General features: G+C 68.7%; 11 protein-coding genes, 1 pseudogene and 1 CRISPR repeat array. Of the genes and pseudogenes, 9 read left to right on the forward strand and 3 right to left on the reverse strand.

All coding sequences use genetic code 11. The features are described from left to right. Positions 1-446: 446 nt before the first annotated feature. Positions 447-773 (reverse strand): CU044_2847 family protein, encoded by a 327-nt coding sequence (locus ACWGJ2_RS12430; RefSeq protein ID WP_453346000.1) that lies wholly within the window; start codon positions 771-773, stop codon positions 447-449. A gap of 813 nt (positions 774-1,586) precedes the next feature. Between ACWGJ2_RS12430 and ACWGJ2_RS12435 the strand changes: the two genes are divergently transcribed. Further along, positions 1,587-2,027 (forward strand): hypothetical protein, encoded by a 441-nt coding sequence (locus tag ACWGJ2_RS12435; protein ID WP_453346001.1) that lies wholly within the window; start codon positions 1,587-1,589, stop codon positions 2,025-2,027. A 32-nt stretch (positions 2,028-2,059) separates the two neighbouring features. Here ACWGJ2_RS12435 and ACWGJ2_RS12440 read toward each other — a convergent pair whose 3' ends face one another. Next, positions 2,060-2,215, reverse strand: a complete 156-nt coding sequence (locus ACWGJ2_RS12440) for a hypothetical protein (RefSeq protein WP_453346002.1) — start codon at positions 2,213-2,215, stop codon at positions 2,060-2,062. A gap of 563 nt (positions 2,216-2,778) precedes the next feature. On the opposite strand from ACWGJ2_RS12440, the gene ACWGJ2_RS12445 reads away from it, so the two are divergent. Next, entirely contained in the window at positions 2,779-3,213 is a 435-nt protein-coding gene (locus tag ACWGJ2_RS12445; RefSeq protein WP_453346003.1) for a hypothetical protein, read from the forward strand. 396 nt (positions 3,214-3,609) lie between these two features. Here ACWGJ2_RS12445 and ACWGJ2_RS12450 read toward each other — a convergent pair whose 3' ends face one another. Continuing rightward, positions 3,610-3,819, reverse strand: a complete 210-nt coding sequence (locus ACWGJ2_RS12450) for a hypothetical protein (RefSeq protein WP_453346004.1) — start codon at positions 3,817-3,819, stop codon at positions 3,610-3,612. Positions 3,820-4,655: 836 nt separating this feature from the next. Between ACWGJ2_RS12450 and ACWGJ2_RS12455 the strand changes: the two genes are divergently transcribed. The 7 genes and pseudogenes from ACWGJ2_RS12455 (at position 4,656) to ACWGJ2_RS12485 (ending at position 13,811) form a co-directional block, all read left to right on the forward strand. Continuing rightward, positions 4,656-5,366 carry a CRISPR-associated endoribonuclease Cas6 gene (locus ACWGJ2_RS12455; protein ID WP_453346005.1) on the forward strand — a complete coding sequence of 237 codons (711 nt, stop codon included), beginning with the start codon at positions 4,656-4,658 and terminating at the stop codon, positions 5,364-5,366. Next, positions 5,363-6,820 carry a hypothetical protein gene (locus ACWGJ2_RS12460; protein ID WP_453346006.1) on the forward strand — a complete coding sequence of 486 codons (1,458 nt, stop codon included), beginning with the start codon at positions 5,363-5,365 and terminating at the stop codon, positions 6,818-6,820. The genes ACWGJ2_RS12455 and ACWGJ2_RS12460 overlap by 4 nt, the downstream gene beginning before the upstream one ends. Beyond that, on the forward strand, positions 6,817-7,845 hold the full coding sequence (gene cas7i, locus ACWGJ2_RS12465) for a type I-B CRISPR-associated protein Cas7/Cst2/DevR (protein ID WP_453346007.1): 1,029 nt from the start codon (positions 6,817-6,819) through the stop codon (positions 7,843-7,845). Before ACWGJ2_RS12460 ends, cas7i begins: the two co-directional genes overlap by 4 nt. After that, entirely contained in the window at positions 7,842-8,546 is a 705-nt protein-coding gene (gene cas5, locus ACWGJ2_RS12470) for a CRISPR-associated protein Cas5 (RefSeq protein WP_453346008.1), read from the forward strand. The genes cas7i and cas5 overlap by 4 nt, the downstream gene beginning before the upstream one ends. Then, the gene (gene cas3 / locus ACWGJ2_RS12475) at positions 8,536-10,938 is read left to right on the forward strand and encodes a CRISPR-associated helicase Cas3' (protein WP_453346009.1); all 2,403 of its coding nucleotides are present in this window, start codon (positions 8,536-8,538) and stop codon (positions 10,936-10,938) included. Before cas5 ends, cas3 begins: the two co-directional genes overlap by 11 nt. Next, positions 10,935-11,315 (forward strand): annotated as a pseudogene (locus ACWGJ2_RS12480) (Dna2/Cas4 domain-containing protein); the annotation flags it as partial. The gene cas3 and the pseudogene ACWGJ2_RS12480, both read left to right, overlap by 4 nt. A 65-nt stretch (positions 11,316-11,380) precedes the next feature. After that, a CRISPR array of direct repeats spans positions 11,381-12,805; the repeat unit is 30 nt; unit sequence GTCCTCATCGCCCCTGAGAGGGGTAGCAAC. 157 nt (positions 12,806-12,962) lie between these two features. Beyond that, a complete protein-coding gene (locus ACWGJ2_RS12485; protein WP_453346010.1) occupies positions 12,963-13,811 on the forward strand; it encodes an IS5 family transposase in 849 nt (282 codons plus the stop codon). Positions 13,812-13,963 lie beyond the last annotated feature (152 nt).

A 13,963-nucleotide genomic window follows, 5' to 3' on the forward strand; every position in this document is an offset into this window, starting at 1 on the left:
TGGCCGGCTTATTTTGTCCCAATATATCCCCCCCTTTAAAACCAACCCCCCCACCTGCGCGGCCCCCCCTGTGGTGTTGTCCGGCCCCCCCCCCGCCGCGGCCCCCACGTCGATGGGACAGGCTTGGCAAGTCGGAGGATCGCCACATCCTGAGTACTCTGAAGCCCGGTAGGAGGCAGAACGACCTCCCTCACCGGGATGCGTGCCGTCTCGCCGTCCTCCACTTTGGGGAAGGCGACCCAGAGTTCTGCCCCAGAGTCGACGGCAGCCCGCACCACATGGGCGCAGCTGAGGACCCGGTGAACGTCCAGAACAAAGGCGGACCCGAGCGAGATCTCATCCGCTTCGGCGCGGTGAACGGCGGCGGCCCAGAAGTCATTCATGGGTCTGTTCGGTTGATTGTCCACGACTGGCCCTCCCGTACCACCGAGCCGACCTCCCCGCTACTACTGCGGCTCCGCTTGCCCGCCGACTGTCGTGCCGTGGTGCCAGGTGAGTGTGACTTCGAAGTTAGCCTCAGTCGCAGCCTTGGCAATCAGCCAGTTCGCCGTGCCGTTGACCTTGATGCCGAACTTGAGCTGGACCTCACCCGGATTCATCGTTGCGACCTGGCCGAGTACAGCCCGCGCCCCATCCACTGCGGGCTGGACAGCTTCACGGATCCGGGCGATGGCAGTGTCCGTACCAACAGGGTGAAATCCGTCATCGGCCTCAATCTCGAAGCCGACCGTGGTCTGCTCATCGAGAGCGTAAGAGACGATGTGCGACGGCATGTAACCCCCTAACGTCAACCATGGATCTAATGATCCTATCGCCCTGGGCGACGCCCCAGGAGAGTAGGCCCTGGCTCCCATGCAAGAGGTACAGGCTGAGGCTGCCGCACCTGCAAGGTGTCGTTCCGGTGCAGGCGAGATACGGCTCGGCGCTCGCCCACTCTGCGGCAACTGCCATGCATCACGTGATTCACGCGAAGGGAGCAGGGTCCGTGCATCGGTGATTGCTGACGGCTAACTTCCCCTCCGGGTCGAGGGAACCCTCGTCGTGCATCCCGGATCATTGGCGCAGCGTGTGGGAAGCCCAGTGGTGTCCCCTCGCACTTCCCGCCTTCACTCACACGAGCGTCCGCATACAGCTCCTTCTTCACGCTGAGATCCGGCAGCGGGATCCGAAGGAGTTCGCCATGCGTCCAAACGAGGCTGTTTCCCTGCGCCGCCGGTACACCGGGGAGACCTGGGTAGGTGCCAAGGAACGCGTCCAAGGACTCCTCGAAGGCAGTCCGCCCATCCCCACGGCCCTGGGCGACCGGGCGTTCCTGGAGAGCGAGCTGCTGTGGGCGCCGCTGGAGTATCCGACGACGTACACCACACGGCCCTTGCGCATCGAGCGGATTATCCCCCGGGGCACTGGGGAGGGGGTGCGGTTCGCAGCCGATTCCGACGCCGATGGCCTCGCCAATCTGAATGCCTGGAGACTCTTCCCCACCGGAGGGAAACACGACCTCAAGGGGGTCCTCGGGTTGCGCATCCTCGCCGACGCAGTACCGCGCCGAGATCAACTCGGCAGGGCAGAAACATCTCGCCGCCCTCATGCCGGGAGTCGGCAACGGTCCGCTCCGCTACATACCCAAGCACGTCGCGGGCAACCTCGCCCCTTACCGACTGGCCCGGGCCCACTGCGAGGCAATCGTCGCCGAGGGCATCCCCGACCCACTCGGCGTCCGCTGCCCGCGCTGCTACGCACAGCTCGACCAGCCGTGCCAGAGCGGATACCGGCGAGGACACCGCTACCAGGCAACAGCTCGACGGCGCCTCGCTGCGCCGCCGTTCGCTCCCCTGCCCCCGCGTCTGCTGCACGAGGCACGACGTACCGCGCGCCTCGCCGAGCGTCGACTGCTGCGAACCCTCGGCCTCGACCAGCGCACCACGTCCGTGCCGCTCGACGACTGCGGGCGGCGCATGTGGGGGTGGGCCGATCTCGTCGGCCTCGTCGGTGCCCTGACAGCGGTAGAACAACGCGTCGCCGTGTGAGACATGGCCCGGAGTGAAGCCCCCCGGTCCCCTCATTTCTGCCATTCATCGCGGAGCCGACGAACGGCCGCGATGGCGCGCACCGCCTTGTCGGACAGCGCAGGGATCTGGTCGAGGACATAGCCCAGAATCAGGAAACAACCACCAAGGGCAGCTACCACGGCGGTAGCCCAGCCAACAGTCTCCACGGACCCGGTCACCTTTCACACGTGATGATCGGACCGAAAACAAGCAGCCTCGGCCCGACCACATGACTAGTAGTCGATGCCGAGACCGCCTGCCGCGTATTCCCGCACTACGCCAGGTCTCGAACTGCGCCCAACCACGGACGCAGCGCGTGTATCCAGGCAAGGCCACAAGTCAGGGCAAAGTTCCCTGACCTCTGGTCCTGCCTGCGGCTCCGCAGATGGCTGGACGTACTTGGCAGCAGCAGCCATTGGTAATCGTGAAGCGAAGCGTCCTGACAGCCTGACACTGACGAACTATGCGCCAGACAGAAGCGCTTACGCCGTTACGTGTTCGTGAACCTACCGTGAGGGGTGCCGCCCCGGCATGCCAGGAAACGGCGGTTACACCACTCGCCCGGGTCGGCTGCACGGCGCCCGTGCCGCTCGACAGGCAGGGTCGTCGCATGTCCTGGCTCCGTATAGCACACGGCCCGACTACAGGCCCTAGGAACGGCCGTTTCAGTCACCGAGAGACCCGCGGAACGACAAAGTGCCTCCAGCTACATCCGCATAGGAGAGGCACTGTGGCGATTCACGTATGCCCAAGCACGATCGACGCGATCATGCGCGCCGTAGACGAAAAGGGCGGTGTCGCGTTGATCAGGAACTCAAGGATCAAGAGACTTGAAGGACGGGACCGACTCAGGATGGAGAGATTGCAACGGGTCTATCAGTTGCTGCGCCGACGAGGCATGAGCTGCTACCCGAAGCGCCCCATCTGGCCTGACGAGTGGTGGTCCTTTGCCGTCTACCAGCCGGGGCTCGTCACCGTCGACCTCTCTGCAATCGGCACCAACTCCGAGTTGGCCGCCTCCATGGAGTGCGTACTCAACGCGTTCCGGCATCCGTACTCACATCCAGATGCGCCCCTCCCGAGACCATTCGTCGACGCGCTGCACAAGCTGAGCGCCGCAAGGCCGGCGCAACCCGAGGCCGAGCGGCGGTTGCACGTGGCGTAGCCTCACCCCACTTGCACCGTTACCGTTTCGCGATCTTATGTTCGTCGCTCCCCTGGCATGCCCGGAACCCCCCGCTCATTCATGCGCCCCGCCCCCCGTGGCAGGGCGCACTTGCGTCAGGTCCGCGCCCGGATGGGGCCACGGGCGAGCCAGCACAGCGCAAGCACGGTGAGCCCCGCGACGAGCACGGAGAGCACCCCCGAGGCCATCCGAGGAGGATGCCAGTGCGATCACGATCACGAGGACCCCGAAGACGGGTCGGCTCCTATCCCATGCCCGCATGGGCGAGTTGACACAGCGGCTTACGGGCACCGTCAGACATGACGGTGCCCCATTCGATACAAGCAAGACTTTCAGGCAGATCCCGGATATTGGGTGTCCTTTGAAGCGCGTCGCCTACGGCGAGGCGTGGGTCGGTTCGGGCAGCATGTTCACCATGCACGACGGGTCGTTCATCCACCCCGGATGGCCGACCGACCATTTCGAGCGCCTCGTCGAGCTCTCGAGCCTCACGTCGAGCAGGCTGCAGAGTTGACACTCGATCACCTCGTCGCGCAGATCGCCGAGGCCGCCGAGCGAAACGGCCGCTCGGTCGAAGGACCTCACGCAGATGGCACTCGCACAGCTTTCCGGGCCGACCGAAGCAGCTCGTGAGCACGATGGGCATGCAACGGACACGCAGGGCACTGTGAAGATCATCGAATTTCGCCCCCGCCGCATCCCGGCATGAAAAACCCAGGTCACGACAAGTGAGTCCCGGGGTAATTCCGCGTCACCTTCGCGGGTTCGAACCCTCGACCTACGCATTACGAGCACGTTAGGGCCTATGCTGCGCCGTGTTGCCGGGTGATCCATGGTGCCGTTTTCCCAGATCAGAGCACTCATCGCGGTCCTGCTGTTCGTGAGCCGTGTTGCACTGTCCAAAGGCATCCGCGCTCCCCTTGCGCTCCCCCATGAGCGGAGGGTCGCTCCTGAACCCCGGATCGTGCTCGACTCGCCAGCCTTCCGCACATCTTGTCGGGGGTACACAAACGAGGGTGACGAGTCGACTCTTCGCCTACGTGACTTGAGCACTTCACCGCACAGGAAGGCGTTACGCCGTGGCGGCTTCCTCTTCCGGCTGGATGGGGGCAAGCCGGGCCAGGCCCCGCGGAGTCAGTGCGGAAGTCGTACCGGATGCCGCTGAAGATGGTGTCGGGCCGCTGGCTGGCTGAGCCACACGATTCGACCTTCAGCGCTGTCTGGCGTCGCCAGGCGACAGGGGTGGGGCAGCTCCGGCTCGCCTCTGCGGAGTCAAGCTCTCGCATGTCCACAAGAGGACCTGAACATCAACTGACCTGCGTAAAGGCCCTGTTGTCAGTGGTGCCGCCTAGCGTGTGCAGCTCGCCTTGGTCGGTGATGCCGACCGGTGTCGTACGGACGGAGGACAGATGAGGGTTCAGGTGGCTGTGACCACTGCCGCCGAGGAGGTGCCCTGGGGCAAGGTGCTGGCTCCGGGGAGGGGTCTGGTCTACGACCTTTTGGGCCGGGCAGCGCCCGAGTGGGGGCAGCGACTGCACGCGGGCGGCATGGGCCCGCATGGGATGGTGCCGTTCGGCCACGGTGCGCCGGTGTTTCCGGCTGCCCGGCGGCGGCGGGGCCGGTATGCGGCTGGCGGGCCGGGCGTGGTGGAGTTCGGCAGCCCGGTGCCGGAGGTCGCGGAGGCGTTGGCGAGGGGGCTGGCGGAGCGGGAGTTGCTGGATTGGGGCGGGGTCGCTCTGCGGATCACCGGTGTGACGGCCGTGCCGCCGCCGGACTTCGCTCGGGGGCGGGCGCTTCTTCGTACTGGGACGCCGGTGGTGATGAAATCCTCCGCGCGCGGTGGAGAGGGATGTTCGCGGGAGGGCTGGGTCCTGCCCATGGAGCCGGAGTGGCCCGCGTACACGCAAGGCAATTTGCTGCGGAAGGCGCAGACCCTGGGGCTGGATCCGGAGGTGAGTCTGGAGGCGGTCACCTGGGTGGGGCCGAAGCGGTCGTTCGCGGTCGGTGGCGGGCTGAAGCCGGGGGCGGAGGTGGAGGTCGAACTCGCGGGGTCTCCGGAGGTGTTGCGGGCGGTGTGGTCGTGGGGGCTGGGGCAGGCGAACGCGGCCGGTTTCGGGTGGGTGCGCGCATGAGCGGGGAGAGGGAGGCCGTCGGGGATCAGTCCCGCCTGGTGCTGACGCCGCATCCACTGCAACGGGTGGGGGCGCACGCGCTGGCCGCGCTGGTTCGGGCCGAGGGGCCCGCGGCTCTGGAGGGTGCGGGGTTCGTCGCGGCGGTGGAGCAGGTGATCGCCGATGCGCAGTTGGCTGCCGTGGTGCGGGATTCGAAGGCGGCGAACGGGTTCTGGCTGAAGGCGAGTCACTCCCTCTTCCCGAACTCGGCGATGAACCACCCACGCAACGCCCAACTCGCCGACGACGTGTTGCGGCAGGGGGTGCGGGCCTGGCTGGAGCGGCCGGATCCCTCGTCGTGGCCGCGGGTGCCGTGCGCGTTGTGCGGGCGCGAGGCGGTGGGGTTCTTCGGCAAGCGGGATGTGCCGTTGGCGGAGAGCGCGTCGTATGTGAACTCCACGCCGCGTGGGCATGCCGGGATGGCGCTGTGCTTCCCCTGTCTGAGCAGCTTCCACGCCCTTCCCTACGGGTGTGTGCTGACCGGCGGGAGTTCGATCGCGGTGCATAGCTGGGACGAGGCGCTGCTGTCTCTTACGGTTGCGCGCCAGGTGGAGCGCAACCGTCGGATCGCCGCCTCCGGCGTCGCGCCGGAGCGTCGTCCGGCCGCGCGGGAGGTGGTGGCGCTCGATGCGCTGCGCGCGCATCCGCGGCGCCTGGTGGCCGGTGTGGAGCTGCTGGTGTTCAGCAACAACAACAAGAGCCAGCAACTGGAGCGCTACGGCCTGGAGGAGCCGCTGGCGGAGTGGCTGCGCAGCACGATCCGGGGCCGAGACCGGCGTGGCTTCGGGGCCCTGGTGCGTGCGCACGTGCGGCCGGGGACGCCGGGGGTGGTGGGGCTTGCGCGCAGCGCGTTCCGCAATCCGCAGTCGGTCCTGTCTGCGGGGCAGCGCTATCTGCTGGGCCGGATGACCGGTCCGGCTCCTGATCCCGACGAGGCCGGAGCGCTGGTCGGGCTGCTCAATTCGTACACGACCAAGGTGGTGCGCATGCACGAGAACGATCTTGCCGAACTGCGGGGGGTGGCCCGCCGCATCGCGGTCATCCTCCATCAGGAGACCACGCCGGGAAAGCTGCGGATGCTGCGTAACCACCTGAAGGGCTCGTCGAAGCCCCTGCGCAACTGGCTCACCGCCGAGGCCGTGACGTGGGCGCTGACCCCGCCGGAGGGGCACACCGGGCCGCTGCTGAGCGAGCGAGCGCACGTGCTGCTCTTTGACCCGGGCGCGGACAATCCGGCCTGGCTCCACCGGGATCTGCTGCTGATCCACGTCCTGGAGGAGCTGAACCGGCTCGGCTGGAAGCCCCGGCGCAAGCCCGGAGAGACGGACGAGGGCGAGGACGAGGTGGCCGAGGACCGCGACGCCCTGGACGAGAACTACATCAGCAACACCGAGACGGATGAGGACGAACAGTGAGCTTCCTGGTAGGAAAGATCGCCCTGGACGTGGTGGCGGGCGCCCCTAACAACGGGGAGAGCGAGGACATCCTCGGCAAGGTCAAGCAGATGCGGGTGGGCCGCGAGGTCTTCCCCTACGTGTCGGCGCAGGCGTTCCGCCGCTGGCTGCGTGATTCGCTGCCCGCCGGGGAATCGCGCTCGCCGGTGACCCGCTCCGGTGCGGGGAAGAAGCAGCAGGCATACACGCAGGGACGGCCTGATCTGCACCTGGATGATGATCTGTTCGGCTACATGGTGGCGGTGAAGAAGGAGAGCTATCAGCGGGAGACGGTGCTGGCCACCGGCACCCTGGTGGCAGTGACCGCGACCCGTCCGACCGCCGACTTCGGCACCATGAGCCGGGACTTTCCCACCGGCGCTGACCCGGTGCTGCACCAGCATGAGCTGTACTCGGCCGTGCTGGGCGGGGATGTTCTGCTGGATCTGCCGCGGGCCGGGGTGTTCGAGACCGATGGCAGCGGGCTGCGGGTCTCGCTGAGCACGGATGTGGCCGAGCAGGCGGTCGCCTCCGGCAGTGTGGAGAAGGCGGTGCTGCGCGGGACAGCCGCGGTGGCACTGCCACTGGCGGAACGTCAGCGCCGGGTGGGTGTGCTGCTGCGGACGCTGGCGCAGGTGCGCGGGGGCGCCAAGCAGGCCCAGCACTACGGCGACCGGACTCCGGCGCTGGTGCTGCTCGCTCCCGTCAAGGGCGGGGTCAATCCCTTCACCCGGGTGCTGGGGGCACGGGATGGGAAGCCGGAGTTCCGGGTGCCGGTGCTGCGCGAGGAACTGGCCGCCTGGTCGGACGAACTTGACGGGCCGCTGCTGCTGGGCTGGGCGCCCGGCTTCCTCGACGAGCAGCGCGCGCAGGTGGAGCGGCAGCTCAAGGACCTCATCGACGCCGGTACGGTCCAGTTCGGCCACCCGCGGACGCTGCTGCACAAGCTGGCCGGCCGTATCGAGGCGGGCGAGCACGCGGACTGGTTCCAGGACCCGGCCGCATGAGCGGCGCCGGACTGCGGGCGCTGGAGGTCACGGTGACCGCTCCGGTGGTCTCCTTCCGGGACCGCCTCTATGCCGGGGTGCAGGTGACGCTGCCGTGCCCACCGCCCTCCACGGTGGGCGGGCTGCTGGCCGCTGCGGCCGGCGGCTGGCAGCACGTCGGCCCCGGCCTGCGCATCGCCTACGCCTTTCACGCCGCCGGGGAGGGCGTGGACCTGGAGACCTACCATCCGCTCGACGGCGCCGGGAAGCAGACCTCCCCGGCGCCGCGCAACCGCCAGTTCCTGGCCCGGGCCGAGCTGACCGTCTGGCTCACCGAGGACCTGGAGACCTGGAAGGCGCGACTGCGGCGGCCGGTGTGGCCGCTGCGGCTGGGCCGCAGCCAGGACCTGGTCGGAGTGCGCGTCACCGAGACCGTCCTCGCTCCGGAGCCGGGCGCACAGCGCGGCGCCCTCGTCCCCGGGGAGACGGGAGGGTCGGGGCTGCTGCTGCGGCTGCCGACCGCAGTGAGCGCCGGGCGGGAGCGCACGCGCTGGGACAGCTACCGCTTTGATGCCGCCGGAAGCTGTCCCGACCCGGTCGACGGCTCCTGCTCCACCCCCACGGGGCAGGCCGTCGCGCTCCTGCCTCCTCTCCACCCCGACACTGCCCTCTCCCCCTGTCCGCCCCCGCAGAAAGCTGCCGCCCACCCCCATGAACCATGACCCTCTGACGCGGCTGCGGGCGAAGAGCCCGCAGCGCGGGCGCCCCGCCGAGCTGCTCACCGCCCACCTCGGTGACACTCTGACCGCCTCCCGCGCCCTGGAGCGCCGCCTGGGACGGGTGGAGATCGCCGAACAGGTCTTGAAGGGGCTCTTTTGGCCCGCCGCGCACCTCGCCGGGCTGAACCACGATGCGGGCAAGATTCCCGAGGGCTTCCAGGACATGGTGCACGGCCGGCGCAAGAGCTGGGGGCAGCGGCACGAGGTCGTCTCCCTCGGCTTCCTCCCGCCACTGATCGAGGATCCGGGCCTGCGCGCCTGGGTCGCCGCCGGGATCGCCACCCACCACCGCGCTCTCACCAGCACCGGCATCCACGACCTGGAAACCCTCTACGACGGACTCGAACCGGACGACTTCGCGGCCGAGTTCGGCGCTATCCCCGCCGATACCGTCACCACGCTGACCGGCTGGCTGCACCACACCGCCCGCGCCGCCGGACTCCCCGTCGTCCGCACCCCACACCCAATCGCCCCTGCCCGGCTCCTGGAGGACGCGCAAACCGAACTCGACCAGCTCCAGCAGCGGTGGACGCTTGAGGTCGACGCCGACACAGGGCTGGCCGCCGTCCTCCTCCAGGGCGTGGTCACCCTCGCCGACCATCTCTCCTCCGCCCACGGCACCCTCTCCTTCCACCAGCCCCTCGACCACACCTTCCCCGCCCTGCTGCACAAGGACTTCACCGCCAAGGGCAAGCGCCTGCGCCCCCACCAGCACGAGGCCGCCCTCACCGACGGGCACCTGCTGCTGCGCGCGCCCACCGGCAGCGGCAAGACCGAAGCGGCCCTGCTGTGGGCCGCCCGCCAGGTCGCCGCCCTCACCGCAGGCGGACACGGCACCCCCCGGGTGTTCTTCACCCTCCCCTACCTGGCCTCCATCAACGCCATGGCCACCCGCCTCGAAAGAGACCTGCACGCCCCCGGCAGCATCGGCATCGCACACTCCCGCGCCGCCTCCTACCACCTCGCCCGCGCCATCGCCCCCGAAGACGGCGACCCCGAGGAGGACACCGACCACACGCCGTGCCGGGCCGATGCCGCGGCCAAGGCCCTCTCCCGCGCCGCCGCCACCCGCCTCTTCCATGAAAGCGTCCGCGTGGCCACCCCTTACCAGTTGCTGCGTGGCGCCCTGGCCGGGCCCGCGCACTCCGGCATCCTCGCGGACGCCGCCAACTCCGTCTTCGTCCTCGACGAACTCCACGCCTACGACCCCCAGCGCCTGGGCTACCTCCTGGCCAGCGCACGCCTGTGGAAGCGCCTCGGTGGCCGGATCGCCGTCCTGTCCGCCACCCTCCCCACCGCCCTCCGCGACCTGTTCACCGCATCCCTCGAAGAGGAGGTCACTCGCATCGACGCGCCTGCCGGACCGCCCCGGCACGTGCTGCGCACCCGGCCTCATCACCTGACCGACCCCGCCGCCCTGGCAGAGATCCGAACCCGCCTCGCCGGTGACGAGTCCGTCCTCGTCGTCGCCAACAACGTCGCCCACGCCCGTGAGCTGTTCACCGCCCTCGCCCCCGAGGTCGAAGCCCGGCACGGCGCAGACGCCGCGCTCCTCCTGCACTCCCGCTTCACACGCGGCGACCGCTCCGCCATCGAGAAAGCCATCGACACCCGGTTCGGCGCCCGGCCCGAACGCCGGCCCGGACTGCTGGTCGCCACCCAGACCGTCGAGGTCAGCCTCGACATCGACCTGGACGTCCTGTTCACCGCCGCCGCCCCGCTCGAAGCCCTCCTCCAGCGCTTCGGCCGCGTCAACCGCGCCGGTCACCGGCCCCCCGCCGACGTCATCGTCCACCAGCCCGCCTGGACCACCCGCCGCCGCGAGCCCGGCGACTTCGCCGACGGCATCTACCCCCGCACCCCCGTCGAGGCCGGCTGGAACCTCCTCCTCGCCCACACCGGCCAGCCCGTCAACGACGACGACGCCAACACCTGGCTCGACCAGATCTACGACAACGACTGGGGCACCCAGTGGCGCCAAGAGGTTCTCGACCACCGCAGCCGCTTCGAGAGCGCCTTCCTCGCCTTCGCCCGTCCCTTCGAGGACCGCAGCACCCTCGCCGACAGCTTCGACGCCATGTTCAACGGCACCGAAGCCGTCCTCGCCACGGACCTGGGCGACTACGAAAAAGCCCTCGCCGAAGCCCCTGACGCCAGCGGGCGGCTCCTAGCCGACGACCTCCTCCTCCCCCTCCCCCACTGGGCCGGACACCTCACCGACTACGACCCGCGGCTCAAAGTCCGTGTCATCAACGGCGAATACAACAGCCGCGACGGCCTCACCGCCATCCACGGCCCCAACGCCGACAGCTACCGCCCCGGAGAAGTCCTGTGATCACACACGCTGACGTCGGCGGCGTCCACATCAAATACCTCCACCACTGCCCCCGCCAGCTATGGCTCTACCTGCGCGGCATCCGCCCCGAACACCTCAGCAGCACCGTCCAGCACGGCGAAGCCGTCCACGACACCAGCTACACCCGCCGCTCCCCCGTCGACCTCGGCGCCGCCCGTCTCGACTTCCTCGACGGCCAGCAGTGGGTCCACGAAGTCAAATCCTCCGGCAAACCCACCAAAGCCGATGCCGCCCAAGGTCTCCACTACTGCTACCGGCTCCACCAACTCGGCATCGAGGCCCAAGGCGCGATCCTCCACTACCCCAAGACCCGTCGCACCCAACGCCACCCCTACACCACCGGAGCAGCCGACCAGGCCCAGGCCGACATCACACACGTCCTCCGCATCGCAGCGATGGCCGCATCGCCGGAACGCCTCGCGTCCTCATCGCCCCTGAGAGGGGTAGCAACAGGGTGAAGTGCCAGGAGCGGAGCCGGGTCGATTCCGTCCTCATCGCCCCTGAGAGGGGTAGCAACCTGCTGCCGGTGTCGGTGTTGGCGACGAGGGCGGCGCGTCCTCATCGCCCCTGAGAGGGGTAGCAACTGGGTACTGAGCGGGGTAGTGACCTTCAGCCCCTTGGGGTCCTCATCGCCCCTGAGAGGGGTAGCAACGCAGGAGCGGTGCCGCAGCCGAATACCCAAAGGAGCAGTCCTCATCGCCCCTGAGAGGGGTAGCAACATGCTCTTCACGCCGCCGCCCCCTTGGTGGTGGGCCGTCCTCATCGCCCCTGAGAGGGGTAGCAACTCCTCCAGGACGGTCCAGAAGGTGACGCCGAGGAGGGTCCTCATCGCCCCTGCAAGGGGTAGCAACACTCGTGCCGCATGCTCATCCCGACCGCGCAGGCCGGTCCTCATCGCCCCTGAGAGGGGTAGCAACAGGAAGAGGCCGAGGGGGCGGGGTGCGGTGAGGGTGGTCCTCATCGCCCCTGAGAGGGGTAGCAACCCTGTTCCAGGCGGTTGGAGGCCCGCTCCTCATTCCCGTCCTCATCGCCCCTGAGAGGGGTAGCAACCGAAGGGCGACCTCAAGCCCGAACGCTCGGGCGCCGGTCCTCATCGCCCCTGAGAGGGGTAGCAACTCGATGCGGCCGTCTCCCTGCGGAAGGTCGCGGACGCGTCCTCATCGCCCCTGAGAGGGGTAGCAACCCGCCGCGGTGGCACTGTTCGTGTGGGGTGTGGCGCGTCCTCATCGCCCCTGAGAGGGGTAGCAACGTGCCGAGCGTGGCGGCGGGCATGTCCAGGCGCGCGGTCCTCATCGCCCCTGAGAGGGGTAGCAACTCCACGATCGCCACTACCTGGCCGGGGGCGAAGCTGGTCCTCATCGCCCCTGAGAGGGGTAGCAACGCCATGCGGTTGGCGATGGCCGCGCCCTCACGCAGGGTCCTCATCGCCCCTGAGAGGGGTAGCAACGCGATGCCGTCCATGTCCAGCCAGCCCAGGCCCCGCGTCCTCATCGCCCCTGAGAGGGGTAGCAACAAGAGGCGGACGATCAGATAGGCGGAGCGGATGAGGCGTCCTCATCGCCCCTGAGAGGGGTAGCAACGTGTAGCCGTCACGGCCGAGGAGGCCGGTCAGCGGAGTCCTCATCGCCCCTGAGAGGGGTAGCAACTAGCGGACCTGGAGCTGGTCCCCGGCCTCGAGGCCGTGTCCTCATCGCCCCTGAGAGGGGTAGCAACGCCATCACGCGCTCACCTTCAGCTCTGCCCACACCTGTCCTCATCGCCCCTGAGAGGGGTAGCAACACGGCGAGCGCAACCCGCACGACTACCGTGGCGCCGGGTCCTCATCGCCCCTGAGAGGGGGTAGCAACTCGGAGCGGGTGTGAACGGTGCGACGGTGGGCGGCGGTCCTCATCGCCCCTGAGTGGGCGGTTCGTGAGTCTTTGAGTGGTTCTGCTGTCGCCTGATGGTGTGGCGGCTGGGCGGAATCCGCCGGTTCACGGGTGCTGATCTGGTGATGTGACCGGGTGAGTGAACGCAAGCCGTACCCGAGTGACTTATCGGACGAGCAGTGGTCGTTGATCGAGCCGGTGATCGCCGCGTGGAAGGACCGGCACCGCTCGGTCAGCGGCCACCAGGGCGCCTACGACATGCGGGAGATCGTGAACGCGATCCTCTACCAGGGGCGGACCGGCTGCCAGTGGGCCTACCTCCCGCACGACCTGCCGCCCAAGAGCGCGACCTACTACTACTTCGCCGCCTGGCGGGACGACGGCACCGACCAGGTCATCCATGAACTCCTGCGCTGCCAGGTCCGCGAACGCGCCCGCCGATTAGAGGACCCGACCCTTGTGGTCCTGGACACCCAGAGTGTCCACGTGGCCGCCGGGGTCCCTGCCGCCACGACCGGTCACGATCCTGCCAAGCGGGTGCCCGGCCGCAAGCGCGGCCTGGCCGTGGACGTCCTCGGCCTGGTCATCGCGGTCGTCGTCCTCGCCGCGAACACCCACGACAACGCCGCCGGCGTCGTCCTGCTGGACCAGGTCGCCGAGCACACCGGCGGCACCGTCCGCAAAGCCCTGGCCGACCAGGGCTTCAAGAACCAGGTCGTCGCGCACGGCGCCGGCCTGGGCATCGACGTCGAGATCGTCGCACGCAACCCACAGGACAAGGGATTCGTGCCGCAGCCGAAGCGGTGGAGGGTCGAGCAGACCTACGGAATCCTGATACTGCACCGCCGCCTGGCCCGCGACTACGAGTACCACCCCTCCTCATCCGCCTTCCGCGTCTACTGGGCGATGACCCACGTCATGACCCGACGCCTCACCGGCGCGAACGCACCCACCTGGCGCGAGACGCAGACGGTGTCAGCGTGAACCTCCAGCCCCTGCTCGACGCCCTGGAACTCCAGGAAGACGCCGCCCGGGCCCTGGCCGACGACCTCCGCGCACAGATCGACGACCTGCAGACCCGGCTGCGGGAGGCCGAGACCCACCTCGAACACCTCGCGATCACCCGCACGACTGTC

The sequence above is a fragment of the Streptomyces sp. NPDC054796 genome (assembly GCF_053611545.1).

Excerpts from the sequence above, each read along its gene's own strand:
- ACWGJ2_RS12430 (WP_453346000.1), bottom strand. The coding sequence starts at position 773 with ATGCCGTCGCACATCGTCTCTTACGCTCTCGATGAGCAGACCACGGTC.
- ACWGJ2_RS12435 (WP_453346001.1), top strand. The coding sequence starts at position 1,587 with ATGCCGGGAGTCGGCAACGGTCCGCTCCGCTACATACCCAAGCACGTC.
- ACWGJ2_RS12460 (WP_453346006.1), top strand. The coding sequence starts at position 5,363 with ATGAGCGGGGAGAGGGAGGCCGTCGGGGATCAGTCCCGCCTGGTGCTG.
- cas5 (WP_453346008.1), top strand. The coding sequence starts at position 7,842 with ATGAGCGGCGCCGGACTGCGGGCGCTGGAGGTCACGGTGACCGCTCCG.
- cas3 (WP_453346009.1), top strand. The coding sequence starts at position 8,536 with ATGAACCATGACCCTCTGACGCGGCTGCGGGCGAAGAGCCCGCAGCGC.